Genomic DNA, 17,939 nt, shown 5'->3' on the forward strand with positions numbered 1-17,939 from the left:
CAATGCCCTATTAGGCTGGGAGCCATAGCTTGGAGGCATAGGTGGACCTACGGATCATCGACTATTTCCTCGCCGTCGTCGAGCACGGCACGGTGACTGCGGCGGCGCAGGCCTGCTACATCACTCAGCCGTCTCTCTCCCGGCAGATTGCCTCGCTCGAGAAGTCTTTCGGCTTCCCGCTCTTCGACCGTTCAGCCGAGGGCATGCGATTGAACCGCGCCGGAGCGCGCTTCTACCCGATCGCGCGAGACATCCGGTCGCGCGTTGAGCAGGGGCTGGCCGTGATGGACTCTCTCGGCGCGGGCGAACTCAATCTCTCGGTGGCGTGCCCGCCTACCGTGCTCGAGCACATGCTGGCACCGTTCATTGCGGGCACCGGTTCGATCATCGGCGATGTCACGGAGGTCGCTCCCGGCGAGGTCTACCAGCTGCTGGATCGAGCCGATGTCGACATCGCGTTCGGTACGAGCGAGCCACCGGTCAAGTTCTCCCGCCGCTCCCTCATGACTGCAATGGTGGCCATGCAGTGTCGAGCAGATTCCAACCCGTTCGCCGGGAGAGACACCGTCGACATCGCCGAACTGCAGGATCACCCAGTGCTCAGCATCCGGCCTGGCAGCGCCATTCGGCGATCCTTCGATTCGGCCGCCGCCGCGCGCAAGATCAGGTTCAGTTACCGCAACGAAGTTTCCTCCACGCATGTTGCACAGGCTCTCGCTGCCGCCGGGCGCGGTATCGCCATCGGCGTCGGCCCTGCCCGCTATGACCTGGATCGCATTCCCATCACATCTTTGGGAGCGCCGGTCACGATCACGGACTGGATGGCCTGGGACCCCGATCACTACGCGGCGAGCGAGATCGGCGAGACCGCGGATCACCTGGTCGAATGGCTCTCACCAAGGATGGAGTACCTCGGCATGGAGCAGTTGGCCAGCGAGGGCGCCTGACCACGGCGGCCACCGCCTCTGCCACTATTCGATCTCAACCAGCAGATCGCCGCCCTCGACCTGTTGGGTGCCGGTCACGGGCATCCGCTTCACGGTCCCAGCGACCGGCGTTGTGATGGAGGCCTCCATCTTCATGGCCTCGATGGTGGCGACGACCTGGCCAGCGGCAACCGACTCCCCCACCTCCACCTGCGTCGTCACAACGCCGGAGAACGGTGCCGCGACGTTGCCCTGCTTCGCCGGATCCGCCCGCTCGGCGGTACGGGTCTCCACCTTGATGCTCCGATCGCGCACGAAGACGGGGCGCAGCTGGCCGTTGATGACCGCCATGACCGTGCGCATCCCCTTCTCGTCCGCCTCGCCGATGGCTTCCAGCCCCACCAGCAGGTTGACGCCCTTGGCGATCTCCACCGAGTGCTCTTTGCCCTGATGCAGCCCGTAGAGGTAATCAGCGGTTCCGACCACCGAGAGGTCGCCGTACTGTTCGCGCACGTCCTCGAAGATCTTGGTCGGCTGCGGGAACAGCAGCCGGTTCAGCGCCGCCCGGCGGGTCAGTGAGTCAGCATCGAGCGCTGCGGTGTCCTCTTCGGTGAGCGGTTCGATCGAGACGTCGACCTCGCGGCCATTCAGCACCTTGCTGCGGAACGGCTCCGGCCATCCGCCGGGCAGGTCGCCCAGCTCGCCTGCCATGAACGCAACGACCGAGTCAGGGATGTCGTAGTTCTGCGGATTCTGCTCGAAGTCGTCCGGGTCGGCGTCGGCCGCGACCAGCGCGAGCGCCAGGTCGCCGACGACCTTCGAGGACGGCGTGACCTTGGGCGGCCGGCCCAGGATGCGGTTGGCCGCCGCGTACAGGTCCTCGATCTTCTCGAACCGGTCGCCGAGGCCGAGCGCCACCGCTTGCGTGCGCAGGTTGGACAGCTGGCCGCCCGGGATCTCGTGGTGATAGACGCGACCGGTCGGCCCTGCGAGGCCGGACTCGAACGGCTTGTAGACGTGCCGCACCGCTTCCCAATAGGGCTCGAGATCAGAGACGGCGGTCAGTGAGAGCCCGGTGTCCCGCTCGGTGTTGGCGAGGGCGGCGACCAGTGCGGATGCCGAGGGCTGGCTGGTCGTGCCCGCCATCGGCGCGCTTGCCACGTCCACGGCATCCGCGCCCGCCCTAGCTGCAGCCAGCAACGTCGCCAGCTGCCCACCAGCGGTGTCGTGGGTGTGCACGTGCACCGGCTGCTCGAAGCGTTCGCGCAGGGCGGCAACCAGGGTCTCCGCTGCGCCCGCGCGCAGCAGTCCGGCCATGTCCTTGATGGCGATGACGTGCGCGCCCGCGTCGACTATCTGCTCGGCGAGGCGCAGGTAGTAGTCCAAGGTGTACAGCTTCTCGGCCGGGTCGAGCAGGTCGGCGGTGTAGCACAGGGCCACCTCGGCCACCGCGGTGCCGGTCTCGAGCACCGCGTCGATCGCCGGGCGCATCTGGTCGACGTCGTTGAGCGCGTCGAAGATGCGGAACACGTCGACGCCGGTGGCCGCAGCCTCTGCCACGAACGCATCCGTCACCTTCGTCGGGTACGGCGTGTAGCCGACCGTGTTGCGTCCACGCAACAGCATCTGCAGCGCAAGGTTCGGCATGGCCTCGCGCAGCGACGCGAGCCGCTCCCATGGGTCCTCGCCCAGGAAGCGCAGCGCCACATCGTAGGTCGCACCGCCCCACGCCTCGACCGAGAGCAGCTCGGGGGTCATACGCGCCACGTATGGCGCGACCGCGAGCAGGTCCTTGGTGCGCACGCGGGTCGCCAATAGCGACTGGTGCGCGTCACGGAAGGTGGTCTCGGTCACGGCCAGCGGCGTCTGCGCGCGCAGCGCCTCGGCGAAGCCCTTCGGCCCGAGCTCCAGCAGGCGCTGACGAGAGCCGGCCGGTGCCGGCGTCGTGATGTCCACGTTCGGCAGCTTCAGTGCAGGGTCGATCAGGCCGGCGCCGGCACCGTTCGGCTGATTCACCGTGACGTCGGCAAGCCAGGTGAGGATCTTGGTGCCGCGGTCCTTCGAGTGCCGCGCGTGCAGCAGCTCCGGCCGCTCGTCGATGAAACTCGTGCTCAGGTCGCCTGCGGCGAAGCTCGGGTCATCGAGCACCGCCTGCAGGAACGAGATGTTGGTCGCCACCCCGCGGATGCGGAACTCGGCGAGGCCGCGACGGGCACGCTTCACCGCTGCGCCGAAGTCGCGTCCGCGACAGGTCATCTTGACGAGCATGGAGTCGAAGTGCGCGCTGATGCTCGCGCCGGGGTTGATGGTTCCGCCGTCGAGGCGGACGCCGCCGCCGCCGGGCGAGCGGTAGGTGGTGAGCCGGCCGGTGTCTGGGCGGAAGTCCTGGGTCGGGTCCTCGGTCGTGATGCGGCACTGCAGCGCCGATCCGTGCAGCGTGATGGTCTCCTGGCTGAGACCGAGGTCGCTCAAGCTCTCCCCGAAGGCGATGCGCATCTGGGACTGCACCAGGTCGACATCCGTCACTTCCTCGGTGACCGTGTGCTCGACCTGGATGCGCGGGTTCATCTCGATGAACACGTGCTGTCCGGCGCGGTCGCCGACCGTGTCGATGAGGAACTCCACGGTTCCGGCGTTCTGGTAGCCGATCGACTTGGCGAAGGCGATGGCATCCCGGTAGAGCGCCTGCCGGATGCTGTCGTCCAGGTTCGGCGCGGGCGCGATCTCGATGACCTTCTGGTTGCGCCGCTGCACGGAGCAGTCGCGCTCGAACAGGTGCACCGTGTTGCCGTCGTTATCGGCGAGGATCTGCACCTCGACGTGGCGTGGGCGCAGCACGGCCTGCTCGAGGAACATGTTCGGGTCACCGAACGCGCTCTCCGCCTCCCGCATCGCCGCTTCCAGCGCGGGCCGCAGCTCGTCGTGCGAGTTCACCCGGCGCATCCCGCGACCGCCGCCGCCCGCCACTGCTTTCGCGAAGACCGGGAAGCCGATGTCGGCTGCCCCTGCGACGAGTTCGTCGATGTCGCTGGACGCCAGCGTCGATTTCAGTACCGGCACACCGGCAGCGATCGCGTGTTCCTTGGCGGTGACCTTGTTGCCGGCCATCTCGAGCACCTTCTGGCCGGGGCCGATGAAGGTGATGCCCTCCCGGGCCGCGGCTGCGGCCAACTGCGGGTTCTCGGAAAGAAAGCCGTAGCCGGGGTAGATCGCGTCTGCGCCGCTGGCCTTCGCCACCCGGATGATCTCGTCCACGTCGAGGTAGGCGCGAACCGGATGCCCCTTCTCCCCAATCTGGTAGGACTCGTCGGCCTTCAGCCGGTGCATGGAGTTGCGATCCTCATACGGGAACACAGCGACGGTTTCCGCTCCCAACTCGAATGCCGCACGGAAAGCGCGGATGGCGATTTCACCACGGTTGGCCACGAGGATCTTCTTGAACATCCATTGTCCCTTCGAAAGATTTCTCCACTTTAGAGGGACGGCACCGTCTGATTCGGGGAGAATGCCGACACTCGAGCGACAAGTTCTGCAATCTCTAAGTCTCAGGAAGGTATCGTGGTTTTCCGTGCATGTACTCAGCGTCAGTTCCCTCAAGGGCGGGGTCGGAAAGACGACCGTGACGCTCGGGCTCACCTCAGCAGCGTTCGCCCGGGGCTTGCGGACCCTCGTCGTCGACCTCGACCCGCAGTCCGACGTCTCGACCGGGATGGACATCTCGGTCGCAGGCCACCTCAACATCGCCGATGTCCTGGCGTCGCCGAAGGAGAAGGTCGTGCGGGCCGCGATCGCCCCGAGCGGCTGGACCCGCGGCCGGCCAGGCAAGATCGACGTGCTCATCGGCAGCCCGTCCGCCATCAACTTCGACGGCCCGCATCCGAGCATCCGGGACATCTGGAAGCTCGAGGAGGCCCTCGCCGCGGTCGAGGAGGACTACGACCTGGTGCTCATCGATTGTGCGCCGTCGCTGAACGCCCTCACCCGCACCGCGTGGGCGGCGAGTGACCGCGTGACGGTCGTCACCGAGCCTGGGCTGTTCTCGGTCGCCGCGGCCGACCGTGCGCTGCGCGCGATCGAGGAGATCCGCCGCGGCCTCTCCCCCAGGCTTCAGCCGCTCGGCATCATCGTGAACCGCGTGCGTGTGCAGTCGCTCGAGCACCAGTTCCGCATCAAGGAGCTGCGCGACATGTTCGGGCCGCTCGTGCTGAGCCCGCAACTGCCGGAGCGCACGAGCCTGCAGCAGGCGCAGGGCGCCGCGAAGCCGCTGCACATGTGGCCGGGCGAGAGCGCCCAGGAGATGGCCCGCAACTTCGACCAGCTGCTCGAGCGTGTCATCCGCGCCGGTCGCATCCACGTGCCCGGGACAGAGGCGGGAGCTGTCGCGCACTGACGCCGTCTAGCCGAGGTGGTTCGGAACGGGGTTACGCGCTCGTTGCGGACATCCGCGCCCGGTGCACCGGTCGCGGTTGCCCGGAACGGGCGCGGGATGGCCGCACGGCGGCGGATGTCCGGAGGCAGCGCGGAGCGTCCGAACGGCTGCGGCTGTCCCCGTACGGCGCGGTCAGGAGGCGCGGCTGGCGCGGCGAGCGGCGAGCTCGTCCTGCGGGTCAGCGGCGGCGACGGAGTCGAGCTCGACGAGGCTGGACTCCACCTCGCGGAGCACCTTGCCGACCGCGATGCCGAAGACGCCCTGACCGCGGCTGACCAGGTCGATGACCTCGTCGTTCGAGGTGCACAGGTACACGCTCGCGCCATCGCTCATGAGCGTCGTCTGGGCGAGGTCGTTGATGCCGGCTTCGCGCAGCTGGTTCACGGCGACCCGGATCTGCTGGAGCGAGATCCCGGTGTCGAGCAGGCGCTTGACGAGCTTGAGCACCAGGATGTCGCGGAAGCCGTAGAGGCGCTGCGATCCGGAGCCGCTCGCGCCACGCACGGTCGGCTCGACGAGCCCGGTACGGGCCCAATAGTCGAGCTGGCGGTAGCTGATCCCGGCAGCGCGTGCGGCCACCGCACCGCGGTAGCCGGCGGCGTCGTCCATCTCCGGCAGCCCGTCGGTGAACAGCAGACCGAGATCGTAGCGGGTCTCCTCGCTGCGATTGCTTACTTCGCTCATACTGCTTGCCCTCCGTTGACCGCGCTCGAGCCGTGGACCCGATCCGCTGACTCCACGGTACCCATGACACCTGCCGTAGGCAACGACATCCCGCCCAAGCGCTGCGGCGTGTCGCCCACGCTCAATGGGTCAGCCTGGACAGCGCCGAGCGGATCAGGCTCGATCGCACAATCTCCAGCTGACCTGCTATTTCCTTCGCGAGTTCGGTCGCCTTGGCCCGACTTGATGCGTCGTTGCGGCGCGCGACCGGGATCAGCGCGCTCTCGATAAGTCCGAGTTCGCGTTCCGCCGCGGCGCGGAAACCGCGCAGGTGACGCGGTTCGATGCCGCTGCGCTGAAGCTCCACCAGGGCGCGCAGCACCGAGACGGCGTCTTCCCCGTACCAGTCGGCCGGCGTGATCAGTGACGCCGAGACAGCATCCGCCAGCAAGCTGGGCGATGCGCCGGCCTCTCGAAGCATTTCATCGCGCTGCAGCCGCCTGTCGCTCGGCAGGATCGACGGGACCGGCCCGCTGACCGCGCCGGGCAGTTCCGGCTGCCGGCCGGCGTCGAGTTCGTCGAGGAGGCCGCGGATCACCTTGAGCGGCAGGTAGTGGTCGCGCTGCATGGTGAGCACGAAGCGCAGCCGGTCGAGGTCGGCCGGGGAGAACTTGCGGTAGCCCGACTCCGTGCGAGCAGGCGAGATGAGCTGGCGCTCCTCGAGGAAGCGCAACTTGGACGGCGTGAGGTCCGGAAATTCCGCGGTGAACCGTGCGAGTACTTGGCCGATGCTCAATAGGGCAGGCTGGCCGGGCGATTTCGCCTCGGCCGAAGAGCGCGGCACTACTTGCTCTCTCGCTTGCGGAGGTCGTGCCGCGACGCGTAGAACGTGAGCCGGAACTTGCCGATCTGCACCTCGGCACCATCGGTGAGCAGCGCCGTGTCGATGCGGACGCCGTCGAAGTAGGTGCCGTTGAGCGAGCCCATGTCGCGAATCTCGAACGCCGTGCCATGCCGCAGGAACTCGGTGTGGCGGCGGGAGACGGTCACGTCGTCGAGGAAGATGTCGGCATCCGGATGCCGTCCAGCAGTGGTGACGTCGGAATCGAGCAGGAAACGCGCGCCAACGTTCGGCCCCCGCCGTACGATCAGCAGCGCAGAGCCAGAGGGCAGCGCGGCGATTGCCTCCTGCTCCTCGGAAGTCAACTCGCCATCAAGTGCCGCCAGTTGAGCCTCGAACTCCTGGCTGAAGTGGGCGGTGGTGTCATCCGGCCCGTGCACTGGGTGGCGGTCGTGGTTCTGCTCGTCGGTCATCCGTGCCTCCCTAGCGTCCCAGCGTATCGGATTGGGGACCCTCTTCCGCTAGAGGGATTTTGATGACTCGAATCGTCTCCCTCACGTACAGGAATCCTGCCCACCAGTAGAGGAACGCACCCCATAACCCGAACGCCCAGCCGATCGGGGCGCTCAGCCACTCGATCGAGGGGAATGCCTGCCCGAGCATCAGCACCGGGAAGGACCAGAACAGGCAGAAGGTCGCCGCCTTGCCCAGGTGGTGCACCGGCAACGGACCGTACCCGTGGTTGGCGAGCACAACACCGACGATGACCAGCATCGCGTCGCGCGCGACGATGATCGCGAGCAGCCACCATGGCACCACCTCACGGATGGCCAGGCCGATGAGAGTCGCAAAGATGAACAGCCGGTCGGCGGCCGGATCGAGCAGTTGCCCGAGCCGGGAGATCTGGTTCAGGCGCCGCGCAAGCAGCCCGTCCAGGAAGTCGGTGATGCTCGAGACGACCAGCACCAGAAGAGCGAGCACGTCTTCGCCGATGATCACCAGGACGAGGAAGACAGGCACCATTGCGAGCCTGAAGAAGCTCAGCAGATTCGGGATCGTCAGAACGCGTGACGAAACCTCATTCGCTGACTGCTCGGGCACACCGGAATTCTAGGGGAGGCAGGCGACACCACCCGCAGGGCGCCTTGCCAGTCGCATTTCCTAAACTCGACGGATGATCCACCGTGGAGCCGCCCGCAACCGTGCGTAAGACGTTCGGGATCCTTCGACTCCTGGTCGCGGCGACCGGGGTTGTCGCGCTTATCGGAGACATCAACTTCACCCTCGGCAACGGCCCATTCGCGGTGGCGAACTTCTTCAGCTACTTCACGGTCGAGAGCATGATCATCGCGATCTGCGTCTTCGTGATCGGTGCCGTGATCGCACTCAGACGAGACCAGGACCCGCTCTGGCTGGACATGCTCCGCGTGCTGTCCACGACCTGGTTGATCGTGTCCGGCATCGTGTTCGCGGTCATCCTGGTCGAGGGGACGCTGCGTGGAGTGCCGGTGTGGGCGCCCTGGTCCAGCCAGCTCCTGCACTTCTGGATTCCCGCATACGCGATCGTCGATTGGCTGGTCGCCCCCGCCCGCGATGTGCCGTGGCGCACCGTGCTGTGGGTGATGATCTTCCCCTCGATGTGGGTGGTGTTCACCATGATCCGTGGCGCCAGCGTCTTCTGGTACCCGTACTTCTTCCTCGACCCGAACCTGGTGGACATGCCGTGGGAGTTCATCGGCTACCTGCTGCTGGTCATCGCGATCTTCTCGGCGACGGTAGCGATGCTGATCGGCATCAGCAGGCTGCCGACGTTCGAGGAGTTGCGCGCGCGCGGTTAGGAGCCGTCGTCGGCGACGAAAGGCTCGAGGCTGCGCAACGCCGCCGCGACCAGGTCGTTGTCGCTGAGCTCGGCGAGCCGCTCGGCATCCTCACCGCCGAAGAGCGCCACCAGGACGTTGTCCCCGGTCGACGGTTCGACGTTGAACCACAACGGCAGCTCCGTCTCGGCGTCCACCACCGACCACACCGTGGCATCCGTCGCCCAGAACCGTTCCTCGAACTTCAGCACGAGCTTGTCCTGCAATCCCATTCCGAGCGCGGAGATCGCGCCGCGTTGGGAGAACGGCAGCGGCGGGTCGAACTCGATGGATCCGGACTGCAGCACGCCGAGAGGCACCGTGACCACCACGCGCGCGGCCGACAGCGATTCGCCGCGGGCGAGGCGCATGGTCACACCATCGTCATCGTGACTGACGGATGCGACCGCGCTCGACGGCAGGACGTCGATCCCGTCGAGCAGCCCGTCGACGAAGCCGCTCAGGCCGCCCGTGACCAGTCGGTCGTCCTCGTGGCTGAGCGTGGCATCCGGTGCGTACCAGGCGGACAGGTCGTCTGGCTCGGCGCCGGTCGGGACCACCAGATTGGTTGTGACGTAGTCGGCGACGAGGTCAACCTCGGAGATGCCCTGCTCGTTCGGGCGGTCGTCGAGGTCGGCGCTGCCCTCGATCGCCGCAGCCATCGAGACGTCTGCCGGCTGCTCTGACGCCCAGTCGATGGCGGTGACGATGGTGTCAGGGCCGATAGTTCCGGTGTCCACCACCTCCCCGTCTGGCGTGCGGTGCTCCCACTCGTAGTTGAACCGCCTGGTGGAGATCCCCGCGTCATCGAGCTCATTCTCGAGCGGGTTGGTCGATGAGGAGCGCACCCACGCTGCGCCGAGCTCGACATGCGACTCGTCGTCGACCTCGAGCGTGTGGATGCGGCCGCCGGAGCGCTCCCTGCCCTCGATCACGACGACGTTGAACCCCGCGTCGGCGAGGCGGCGGGCGGCGGTGGCTCCGGCCATGCCTGCGCCGATCACGGCGATCCGCTCCCCCGGCTCTGCGATGTCGATGACCTCGGTGGCGGCGCGGTGCCCGGATGCGCGCGCACCGTTCACCGTGCCTGGGAACGTCTCGGATGTGTGCTCCCCAGCGAAGAAGACACGGTCGCCGAGCGGCTGGCGCAGTGCGGTCCGCTGTTCGGGCGTTGAGCCGACCCTCTGGTAGCTGAACGCGCCGCGGGAGAACGGGTCGCTGGTCCACTCCGACCGCCAGAAGGCGGACGGTTGCGGGACGGTCGGATTCTGCCGGGTCGGCGACGGCGTCGGTTCTGGTTCCCCGTTGGTGCAGGCGGTGAGCGCCAGCAGTGAAGCACCGGAGAGGGCCCCCAGCACGAACGTGCGCCGCTTCACTGTCATCTCGGGCCACTGTAACCGCGGGCGCCGAGAACTGCCAGAGCTACCTCCACACCCCGGAACTGCCCCGGCGATGGCTGTCGACGAGGTGGGTGTCGACCATGCCGATCGCCTCCATGAGGGCGTACATCGTGGTCGGACCGACGAACGCGAAGCCGCGGGCCCGCAGCGCCTTGGACAGCGCGACCGACTCCGGGCTGGAGGTGGGGATCTCGCTGTGCTGGGTAGGCTGTGGCGTCGCTTGCGGCCGGAACGACCAGACGAGGTCGACCAGTCCCCCGTCGGCGCGGAGCGCAACGGTCGCCTTGGCGTTGGTGATGGTGGCGAGGATCTTGGCCCGATTGCGAACGATGCCAGCGTCGGACAGCAAACGCTCGACGTCGTCCTCGCCGAACGTGGCCACCGCATCCGGGTCGAAGCCGGCGAACGCCGCCCGGAACGCCTCACGCTTGCGCAGGATGGTCACCCAAGACAGCCCCGCTTGGAACGCCTCGAGGCTGATCCGCTCGAACAGCCCGCGTTCATCCCGCACCGGCATGCCCCATTCGGTGTCGTAATAATCGCGCAGCAGCGGGTCTGTGGCCGCCCAGGCCGGCCGGGCCAGGCCGTCGTCGCCGACGATGGCGCTCACGCGGCCGCCTCGAGGTCGAGCAGGGTGCGCTTCACGTCCAGACCGCCGAGGTACCCGCCCAGCGAGCCGTCGGTGCGCACCACCCGGTGGCACGGAATGACGATCGGCAGCGGGTTGGTCGCGCACGCCGTGCCGACCGCGCGGACGGCGCGCGGGTTGCCGGTCGCGACCGCTACCTGCGCGTAACTCTCGGTGGTGCCGTACGGAATCACCGCCAGGTGCCCGAGCACGTCGCGGCGGAAGCCCCTGGACAGCGCGAAGTCGATCGGCACGTCGAAGCCCAGGCGCCGGCCGGCGAAGTACTCGTCGAGCTCGCGTGCGAGCGTGTCGAGGCGCTTCGGTGTGTTCAGGATGCGCGGGCTCACCCGGGCGGCAAGGTCGCCGAGCACCCGGTCGTGTCCCTCGGTCTCGAACGCCACCCGCACCACGCCGCGGTCGGTGGCGGCAAGCAGAAGCCGGCCGATTGGCGTGTCCACGGTGCGGTAAGCGAGGTCGAGCAGGCCTGCCTCATCGGCGGCGTGGACCAGCCGGTCGTGCAGCCGGTCCAGGTCTGCGGTGTTCGGGGCTTCGATGTTCGTCATGCTGTGCCTCCTGGGATGGTTGCGTACGCTCGGCGCAGCGCGGCGACGCCGTCCGCGGCGGCCCGGCGCGCGGCATCCGTTGTCCCGCCGACGATGGCGGCGACCTCGCTGTGTGGGAGCCCGACGAGGTAGTGGTAGGCGACGCACTTGCGCTGCTTGTCCGGCAGCGCGCCGATCAGTGCCCAGACTTCGCCGCGTTCGTCGTCCGGGATGCCCAACTCGGATGCGCCGTCGGGTACGTCGCCCACCGGGACTGGCGTGCGGGCACGCGTCCGGATGACGTCGATCGCCTTCCGCTTGGCGATCGTCACCAGCCAGGCTTCGATGTTGGCGTCGGCCCCGAGGCGCGGGTATGCCTGCAGTGCCGACAGGAACGTCTCCGACCAGGCGTCCTCCGCGTCATGCGCGGTCAGGACCGCGCGACAGACCCGGAGCACGGTCGGCCCGTGCTCGCGGACGATCAACTCGAACGGCGTCATGGTCACATCAGGCAGACGCTGCGGAGGGGCGAAACGTGAGGTGCACGAGTCGAGTCTGCCGCACACCGGCGACGTCGACGCGTGCCGGGTCAGATCAGCCCGAGCTCGGCCACCGCGTCGCGCTCGGCGACCAGTTCGGCGACGGACTTCTCGATTCGGGCGCGCGAGAAGTCATTCAGCTGGAGACCTTGGACGATCTGCCAGGAGCCGCTATCGGAGCGCACCGGGAAGGAACTGACCAGCCCCTCCGGTACGCCGTAGGAGCCGTCGGAGACGACGCCCGCCGATGTCCAGGACCCGTCGCCGGTGCCATTCACCCAGTCGTAGACGTGATCGATCGCCGCGTTCGCAGCCGACGCCGCCGATGAAGCCCCGCGCGCCTCGATGATCGCCGCGCCGCGGTCCGCCACCGTCGGGATGAACTCACCCTCCAGCCAGGCTTGATCCACCAACTCGGTGACCGGTCGTCCCGCGATCGTCGCGTTGAAGACATCCGGGTACTGCGTCGCCGAGTGATTGCCCCAGATGCTGACGCCGGCGATATCGCTCACCGACGCGCCGGTCTTGGCCGCGAGCTGGCTGATCGCGCGGTTGTGGTCGAGGCGGGTCATCGCGGTGAAGCGGTCGGCCGGGATGTCGGGCGCGTGCCGCTGGGCGATGAGCGCGTTGGTGTTCGCCGGGTTGCCGACCGCGAGCACGCGGATGTCGGCTGCGGCGCCCGCATTGATCGCTTCACCCTGCGGCCCGAAGATGCCGGCGTTGGCGCGGAGCAGGTCGCCGCGTTCCATGCCCTGAGTGCGCGGCCGCGCACCGACGAGCAGCGCGATGTTGGCGCCCTCGAAGCCCTGGCGCGGGTCGTCGAAGATGTCGATGCCCGCGAGCAGGTCGAACGCGCAGTCCTCCAGCTCCATCGCTGTGCCCTCAGTCGCCTTGACCGCAGCCGGGATCTCCAGCAGCCTCAGCCTGACCGGCGTGTCCGGCCCGAGCAGCTGCCCGGATGCGATGCGGAACAGCAGCGCATACCCGATCGCTCCGGCCGCTCCGGTCACGGTGACGTTCACCGGTGTTATGGACATTGCGGGCTCCTCCGTCTCAGACAAACCGGATGCCGTGTTGCAGGCGTGTGCGCAGCTCGAACGCGTCCTCGATGCTGCGCCGGGTGCCACCGGCGATGCCGTCGCGCACGACCATCGGCAGCACCGAGCGGCGGATCACCGCGGCATCCGCCTTCCGCCCCACGACGCTCACCGCCTCCTCGAGGTCGTCATCCGGCACCACGACGAGCAGGCCGGTGAACTTGACGCCCAGTTGCCGGCCGAGGGCACGCGCGCTCCGGGAGAGCTCCTTGATCGGCTGCGCGGCGCCGAGGGTGTCGCCGGTCAGCTCGCCCCGTTTCAGTCGCACCTCGCCGCCCCAGTCCGCAGAGGTGACCGCGAACAGGCCGGCCGGTCCGAGCACGACGTGGTCGATCTTGCCATCGCCCGCGGCGACATCGCTCCACACGGTGTAGCCGATGCCGAGCTTCGCGAGGGCCTTCGCGGTCGCCTCCTGGGCGAGCGCGGCCGCAAGCCGCCGCCGGATCTCGCGCGGCGCCGACTGCACGAGCGCCGGATCGTACGGGTCGGCCTCGACGCCGCGTCCGGTCCACTCGCGCATCAGGGTCAGGAACTCTTCACGCGCGGCACCACCCGGATGCCCGTACAAACGCGCCCGCAGCGCCGAGTCGTGGGTTTTGCGTCGCTCAGGCCCCGGGACGACCGCCGAACGCCGGCCGGCACCGCGATCGTAGTCCGCCCGTGCGACCGGGTCGCCGACGCGCGCCCACGCCCGCTGCACCGCGTGGAAGCGCGCGGACTCGCCGCCGACATCCGGATGCGACTGGCGCAACGCCTTGCGGTAGGCGCGCTTGAGCTCCTCCTGGCTCGCGGTCGGCGGCACGCCGAGCACCTCATACGGCGTGGCCGAAGCCGGGGAATCGGGCACAAGCGTCTCTTCTGTACGGGAAAACGTCGGTTACGACGATACCGACCGAAGGACGCGGGTGGGATTCAGGATCTGAGGACGGAGATGGGGTTGCCTGCCGGGTCCAGGAACCAGGCGATCTCCATTCCCAACTGCTCGTCGCGCGCGATCCCGCGTTCATCGGTGTTGAGCTCCGGGTCGTCGTAGATTTTCGTCTTGATGCCGGAGTTGTTCAGTTCGTCGACCGCGACGTCGACGTCGTCGACTTCGAAGTTCAAAACCGTATGAGTCGAGGGCTCATGTGTCTCCTTCTCGTACACCATCACTCGCGCCCCGCCGGGCAGGGTGAGTGAAAGCGTTCCCATCGCGGCGTCGCTGACGGTGAGCCCGAGGCTCTCGCTGTAGAAACGGCGCGCCTCCTCGAGGTCGTCGACGCTGAAACCGCTGAATGCGCCTGTGTAGTTCAGCACTTCTCCTCCTTCGTCGATGGGGCGATTGCCCGATGATCACACGCCCCCCACCTGTGTGCGCCCTCCACGCCTCACATTTGGAGGGGCTGCGTCGTCATAGGGGCATGAACGTCACACGTGTCGTAGTCCTCGGAGCCGGGTACGCCGGGCTCACCGCCGCCAATCGCCTCGCCGGACGTTTGGGCGAGACCGCCTCGGTCACCATCGTCGACCCGCGCGGCGTGTTCGTCGACCGGATCCGATTGCATGAGCTCGCAGCCGGGGCGGACGAGAGCACCGTCGTCCATCCGCTGCCCCGCATGCTCAATCCGCGCGTGCGCGTGCTGCACGCACAGGCGACCCGGATCCGCGCTGCCGAGCGGCAGATCGAGTTGGCGGATGCGACGACCGTCGCCTACGACGAACTGGTCTACGCGGTCGGCAGCGGCGAGACGGTGAACTCGGTCCCCGGCGCCGCCGAGTTCGCGCTGCAGGCTGCGGGACTCGACGGCGCTCGAGCGCTCCGCGCGAGGCTGGCCGACCGTGCGCCGGGAGCGGCGGTCCTGGTCATCGGCGGTGGTGCAACCGCGGTGGAGCTGTCGGCAGAGCTCGCAACCCAGACAACCGCTGCCGTCACCATCGCCGCCGGCAGTGAGCTGCTCGCCGGCGTATCCCCCGCAGCGCGCCAGCGAGCAAGAACCTGGCTGACACGGCACGGCGTCACCGTCCTCGATGACAGTCGCGTCGCATCCGTCGACCAGGGCGGCGCTCTCACCGACGACGGCCGCCGCCTGGACGCCGACCTGGTGGTGTGGGCCGGCACCTTCGCCGTGCCGACGCTCGCCCGCGATAGCGGCCTCGAGGTCGACGGCACCGGCCGCCTCATCGTCGATGCCAGCCTGCGCAGCGTTTCCGACCCGAGCATCCTTGGCGCTGGCGACGCGTGCGTGCTGCCAGAGCAGCCGCACCTGCGCATGGCGTGCGCGACCGCGCTGCCGCAGGGTGCCCACGCGGCCGACGTGATCGCGGCATCCGTCACCGGCGGCCCGCAGCCGCAATTCTCGCTCGGCTACGTCTTCCTGTGCATGAGTCTCGGCCGCCGGGACGGCCTTGTGCAGTTCCTCACCCGCGACGACCGGCCACGCCGGATTGTGCTGCGATCCGGCCTTGGCGCGTTAGTGAAGGAGTCGATCAGCCGCTTCGCCCGCGGCAGCGTGCTCGCCGAGCGGCGCCGTGCCGGCGCCTACCGGTGGCTGAAACTCGGTGGCCCGGCAGTCAGGAGAGAATTGGTCCATGACTGACCGTCAACTGCTGCTTAATGTCGCCTACCGACTGCTCGGTTCCTACCACGATGCCGAGGACGCCGTGCAGGAGACCTACGCGCGCTGGGCGGCACTCGATGACGGTCAACGTCAGGGCATCGACAGCCCCGACGCTTGGAACGTCCGCGTGATCGGTCGCGTCTGTCTCGACATGCTCGGTTCGGCACGCGCGAGACGAGAACAGTACGTCGGCGAGTGGCTGCCGGAGCCGTTACCGGATGCCGCGAGCGACCCTGCCGAGCGGGTGACGCTCGATGAGTCGGTGAGTATGGCGCTCATGGTCGTGCTCGAGAGCCTGACTCCGGCCGAGCGGGTGAGCTTCGTGCTGCACGACGTCTTCGGGATGTCGTTCGACGAGGTCGCCACGACCGTCGGGCGGTCGCCGGATGCGGTGCGGCAGCTGGCCTCGACCGCCCGCCGACACATCCGGGACCGACGTCAAGCGGCCGAGCCGGACCGGTCAGAGCATGCGCGGGTGGTCGCCGAGTTCGCCACCGCCTGCATGACCGGTGACCTTCAGACACTCCTACCGCTGCTCGACCCGAGCGTCGTCGCAGTGTCCGACGGCGGAGGCAAGGCCCGCGCCGCGCTCAACCCGATCTTCGGAGCGCAGAACGTTGCGCGCTTCCTGCTCGGCCTCATGAACAAGGCGGTGGACACCGAGTTCAGCTTCGAACCGGTCAACGGCGAGCTCGGCATTGTCGCGCGAAGCGGCGGCCTGGTCTACGCGACCGGCAGCGTCGGCATCCGGGACGGGCGTCTCACCAACGTGTGGATGACTCTGAACCCGGACAAGCTCACCAAGTGGAACGAGGCGCTGACGGCTCAGACGATCGAGAGCTGACCGGTGTGCGCTTCAACCGTGGCGGCGCGCTCGGGCAGCACCCGCGGGTGAGTGGCCGCCATGTGCTCGAGCACGCGCACCACCTGGCTGCTGTAGCCGAATTCGTTGTCGTACCAGACGTACAGCACCAGGTTGGTGCCGTCACAGATGGTGGCGAGACCGTCGACGATTCCGGCACGGTGCGAGCCGACGAAGTCGGTGGATACGACCTCCGGCGAGTCGGTGAAGTCGATCTGCTGCTGCAGCGTCGAATCGAGCGACAGCCCACGCAGGTAGCCGTTGACCTCCTCCACCGAGGTCGGGGTCTCCAGTTGCAGGTTCAGGATGGCCATCGACACGTCAGGGGTTGGCACCCGGATGGCGTTGCCGGTCAGCTTCCCGGTCAGCTCCGGGAGCGCCTTCGCAACCGCGCTCGCGGCACCGGTCTGGGTGATCACCATGTTCATCGGCGCCGAGCGGCCGCGACGGTCGCCCTTGTGGAAGTTATCGGTGAGGTTCTGGTCGTTGGTGTAGGAGTGCACCGTCTCGACGTGACCGTGCCGCACACCGTACGCGTCGTTGACCGCCTTCAGCACAGGCACGATCGCGTTGGTGGTGCAGGATGCGGCGGACAGCACCCGGTCATCCGGTTCGATGGTCGTGTGGTTGATGCCGTAGACGACGTTCTTGATGTCGCCCTTGCCCGGCGCGGTAAGCAGCACACGGGCGACGCCGGTGTTCTTCAGGTGGTTCTCGAGGCCCTCCCGGTCGCGCCAGCGTCCGGTGTTGTCGACGACGATGGCGTCGCGGATGCCGTACGCCTCGTAGTCGACAGTGGACGGGTCGTCCGAGTAGATGACCTGGATCAGCGTGCCGTTGGCAAGGATCGTGTTGTTCTCGACGTCGACGGTGATGGTGCCCTCGAACGGGCCGTGGATGGAGTCGCGGCGCAGCAGGCTGGCGCGCTTCAGCAGGTCGTTCTCCGCGCCGCGGCGCACCACGATGGCGCGCAGGCGGAGGCCCTCGCCGTTGCCCGCGTGCGAGATCAGGATGCGGGCCAGCAGACGTCCGATGCGACCGAAGCCGTAGAGCACGACGTCAACGCCTGCGCCGTGGCCGGGGCTGGCACCGAGCGCCGGTTCGAGCTCCTCACGCAGGAACTCGAGCAGGTCGCGTCCGTTGCCTGCTTCGCGGTAGCGCAGCACGAGCTTGGCGAGGTCGATGGACGCCGACCTGGGCTGCAGCTCGACGAGCGCGGCCAGCACCGAGAGGGTCTCCTCGATGGGCAGCTCGGTGTCGTTGAGCTTGCGCGCGAAGCGGTGCGCCTTGAGGATCTCCACGGGCGACTGGTTGATCAGCCGGCGTCCGTGGATGGACGGAACAACCCCGTAGTTGCGGTACAGGTTCCCGATGAGGGGGATCATCGTCTCGGCCAGGGCTTGGCGAGCGTTCCACCGCTCGAGTTCGGCAGTGCGTTCCCGCTCCAATGTCTTCCTTTCAGCAGGCCGACGCATCCGTGCGCCGGGCGCAAACGAGATCCAGTTTACCGAGCATTCCCGATGCTCCTGACGTTCCGCATACGGATGCCTAGCATTGGG

General features: G+C 67.9%; 18 protein-coding genes. 5 read left to right on the forward strand and 13 right to left on the reverse strand.

Features of this window, described 5'->3' with window-relative positions:
• The first annotated feature begins 41 nt into the window (after window positions 1-41).
• A complete protein-coding gene (locus tag IRG63_RS07195) occupies window positions 42-947 on the forward strand; it encodes a LysR family transcriptional regulator (RefSeq protein ID WP_193509680.1) in 906 nt (301 codons plus the stop codon).
• A gap of 24 nt (window positions 948-971) precedes the next feature.
• Here IRG63_RS07195 and IRG63_RS07200 read toward each other — a convergent pair whose 3' ends face one another.
• Entirely contained in the window at window positions 972-4,370 is a 3,399-nt protein-coding gene (locus tag IRG63_RS07200; RefSeq protein ID WP_193509681.1) for a pyruvate carboxylase, read from the reverse strand.
• A 124-nt stretch (window positions 4,371-4,494) separates the two neighbouring features.
• On the opposite strand from IRG63_RS07200, the gene IRG63_RS07205 reads away from it, so the two are divergent.
• Window positions 4,495-5,316, forward strand: coding sequence for a ParA family protein (locus tag IRG63_RS07205; RefSeq protein ID WP_168627116.1), 822 nt, complete (start codon window positions 4,495-4,497; stop codon window positions 5,314-5,316).
• 171 nt (window positions 5,317-5,487) lie between these two features.
• Here the strand turns inward: IRG63_RS07205 and IRG63_RS07210 are convergent, their stop codons facing one another.
• The 4 genes from IRG63_RS07210 to IRG63_RS07225 form a co-directional block, all read right to left on the reverse strand.
• The gene (locus IRG63_RS07210; protein WP_168627115.1) at window positions 5,488-6,039 is read right to left on the reverse strand and encodes a MerR family transcriptional regulator; all 552 of its coding nucleotides are present in this window, start codon (window positions 6,037-6,039) and stop codon (window positions 5,488-5,490) included.
• Between the two features lie 121 nt (window positions 6,040-6,160).
• Window positions 6,161-6,862: a MerR family transcriptional regulator gene (locus IRG63_RS07215; RefSeq protein ID WP_168627114.1), complete on the reverse strand. Its 702-nt coding sequence runs from the start codon at window positions 6,860-6,862 to the stop codon at window positions 6,161-6,163.
• Window positions 6,862-7,332 carry an FHA domain-containing protein gene (locus IRG63_RS07220; RefSeq protein WP_168627113.1) on the reverse strand — a complete coding sequence of 157 codons (471 nt, stop codon included), beginning with the start codon at window positions 7,330-7,332 and terminating at the stop codon, window positions 6,862-6,864. The genes IRG63_RS07215 and IRG63_RS07220 overlap by 1 nt, the downstream gene beginning before the upstream one ends.
• A gap of 10 nt (window positions 7,333-7,342) precedes the next feature.
• Window positions 7,343-7,960: a CDP-alcohol phosphatidyltransferase family protein gene (locus IRG63_RS07225; protein WP_168627112.1), complete on the reverse strand. Its 618-nt coding sequence runs from the start codon at window positions 7,958-7,960 to the stop codon at window positions 7,343-7,345.
• A gap of 83 nt (window positions 7,961-8,043) precedes the next feature.
• On the opposite strand from IRG63_RS07225, the gene IRG63_RS07230 reads away from it, so the two are divergent.
• Complete coding sequence (locus IRG63_RS07230) at window positions 8,044-8,697, forward strand: Pr6Pr family membrane protein (protein ID WP_193509682.1); 654 nt, start codon at window positions 8,044-8,046, stop codon at window positions 8,695-8,697.
• On the opposite strand, the gene IRG63_RS07235 is transcribed toward IRG63_RS07230, so the two are convergent.
• From IRG63_RS07235 to IRG63_RS07265, 7 genes are all read right to left on the reverse strand, one after another.
• The gene (locus IRG63_RS07235) at window positions 8,694-10,097 is read right to left on the reverse strand and encodes an NAD(P)/FAD-dependent oxidoreductase (protein ID WP_193509683.1); all 1,404 of its coding nucleotides are present in this window, start codon (window positions 10,095-10,097) and stop codon (window positions 8,694-8,696) included. The two genes, IRG63_RS07230 and IRG63_RS07235, sit on opposite strands and share 4 nt — an antisense overlap.
• 40 nt (window positions 10,098-10,137) lie before the next feature.
• Complete coding sequence (locus IRG63_RS07240; RefSeq protein WP_349236175.1) at window positions 10,138-10,725, reverse strand: DNA-3-methyladenine glycosylase I; 588 nt, start codon at window positions 10,723-10,725, stop codon at window positions 10,138-10,140.
• Window positions 10,722-11,306, reverse strand: coding sequence for a methylated-DNA--[protein]-cysteine S-methyltransferase (locus tag IRG63_RS07245; RefSeq protein WP_193509685.1), 585 nt, complete (start codon window positions 11,304-11,306; stop codon window positions 10,722-10,724). Before IRG63_RS07245 ends, IRG63_RS07240 begins: the two co-directional genes overlap by 4 nt.
• The gene (locus tag IRG63_RS07250; protein ID WP_193509800.1) at window positions 11,303-11,785 is read right to left on the reverse strand and encodes an RNA polymerase sigma factor; all 483 of its coding nucleotides are present in this window, start codon (window positions 11,783-11,785) and stop codon (window positions 11,303-11,305) included. Before IRG63_RS07250 ends, IRG63_RS07245 begins: the two co-directional genes overlap by 4 nt.
• An 89-nt stretch (window positions 11,786-11,874) precedes the next feature.
• Window positions 11,875-12,861 carry a malate dehydrogenase gene (locus IRG63_RS07255; protein ID WP_193509686.1) on the reverse strand — a complete coding sequence of 329 codons (987 nt, stop codon included), beginning with the start codon at window positions 12,859-12,861 and terminating at the stop codon, window positions 11,875-11,877.
• A 16-nt stretch (window positions 12,862-12,877) separates the two neighbouring features.
• Complete coding sequence (locus IRG63_RS07260) at window positions 12,878-13,768, reverse strand: DnaJ domain-containing protein (RefSeq protein WP_193509687.1); 891 nt, start codon at window positions 13,766-13,768, stop codon at window positions 12,878-12,880.
• A 65-nt stretch (window positions 13,769-13,833) separates the two neighbouring features.
• On the reverse strand, window positions 13,834-14,217 hold the full coding sequence (locus IRG63_RS07265) for a VOC family protein (protein ID WP_168627104.1): 384 nt from the start codon (window positions 14,215-14,217) through the stop codon (window positions 13,834-13,836).
• Window positions 14,218-14,321: 104 nt separating this feature from the next.
• On the opposite strand from IRG63_RS07265, the gene IRG63_RS07270 reads away from it, so the two are divergent.
• Together IRG63_RS07270 and sigJ are read left to right on the forward strand one after the other, a co-directional pair.
• Window positions 14,322-15,497: an NAD(P)/FAD-dependent oxidoreductase gene (locus tag IRG63_RS07270; protein ID WP_193509688.1), complete on the forward strand. Its 1,176-nt coding sequence runs from the start codon at window positions 14,322-14,324 to the stop codon at window positions 15,495-15,497.
• Complete coding sequence (gene sigJ, locus IRG63_RS07275; RefSeq protein ID WP_193509689.1) at window positions 15,490-16,362, forward strand: RNA polymerase sigma factor SigJ; 873 nt, start codon at window positions 15,490-15,492, stop codon at window positions 16,360-16,362. Before IRG63_RS07270 ends, sigJ begins: the two co-directional genes overlap by 8 nt.
• On the opposite strand, the gene IRG63_RS07280 is transcribed toward sigJ, so the two are convergent.
• On the reverse strand, window positions 16,344-17,855 hold the full coding sequence (locus IRG63_RS07280; RefSeq protein ID WP_193509690.1) for a glyceraldehyde-3-phosphate dehydrogenase: 1,512 nt from the start codon (window positions 17,853-17,855) through the stop codon (window positions 16,344-16,346). The two genes, sigJ and IRG63_RS07280, sit on opposite strands and share 19 nt — an antisense overlap.
• Between the last annotated feature and the right edge of the window lie 84 nt (window positions 17,856-17,939).

This window comes from Cryobacterium sp. BB736 (genome assembly GCF_014980265.1).
Taxonomy (GTDB): Bacteria; Actinomycetota; Actinomycetes; order Actinomycetales; family Microbacteriaceae; genus Terrimesophilobacter.

What these genes read in the sequence shown, in the direction of transcription:
- IRG63_RS07200 (WP_193509681.1), bottom strand. Translation starts at nt 4,370, where the DNA reads ATGTTCAAGAAGATCCTCGTGGCCAACCGTGGTGAAATCGCCATCCGC.
- IRG63_RS07210 (WP_168627115.1), bottom strand. Translation starts at nt 6,039, where the DNA reads ATGAGCGAAGTAAGCAATCGCAGCGAGGAGACCCGCTACGATCTCGGT.
- IRG63_RS07220 (WP_168627113.1), bottom strand. Translation starts at nt 7,332, where the DNA reads ATGACCGACGAGCAGAACCACGACCGCCACCCAGTGCACGGGCCGGAT.
- IRG63_RS07235 (WP_193509683.1), bottom strand. Translation starts at nt 10,097, where the DNA reads ATGACAGTGAAGCGGCGCACGTTCGTGCTGGGGGCCCTCTCCGGTGCT.
- IRG63_RS07245 (WP_193509685.1), bottom strand. Translation starts at nt 11,306, where the DNA reads ATGACGAACATCGAAGCCCCGAACACCGCAGACCTGGACCGGCTGCAC.
- IRG63_RS07250 (WP_193509800.1), bottom strand. Translation starts at nt 11,785, where the DNA reads ATGACGCCGTTCGAGTTGATCGTCCGCGAGCACGGGCCGACCGTGCTC.
- IRG63_RS07255 (WP_193509686.1), bottom strand. Translation starts at nt 12,861, where the DNA reads ATGTCCATAACACCGGTGAACGTCACCGTGACCGGAGCGGCCGGAGCG.
- IRG63_RS07270 (WP_193509688.1), top strand. Translation starts at nt 14,322, where the DNA reads ATGAACGTCACACGTGTCGTAGTCCTCGGAGCCGGGTACGCCGGGCTC.
- sigJ (WP_193509689.1), top strand. Translation starts at nt 15,490, where the DNA reads ATGACTGACCGTCAACTGCTGCTTAATGTCGCCTACCGACTGCTCGGT.
- IRG63_RS07280 (WP_193509690.1), bottom strand. Translation starts at nt 17,855, where the DNA reads ATGCGTCGGCCTGCTGAAAGGAAGACATTGGAGCGGGAACGCACTGCC.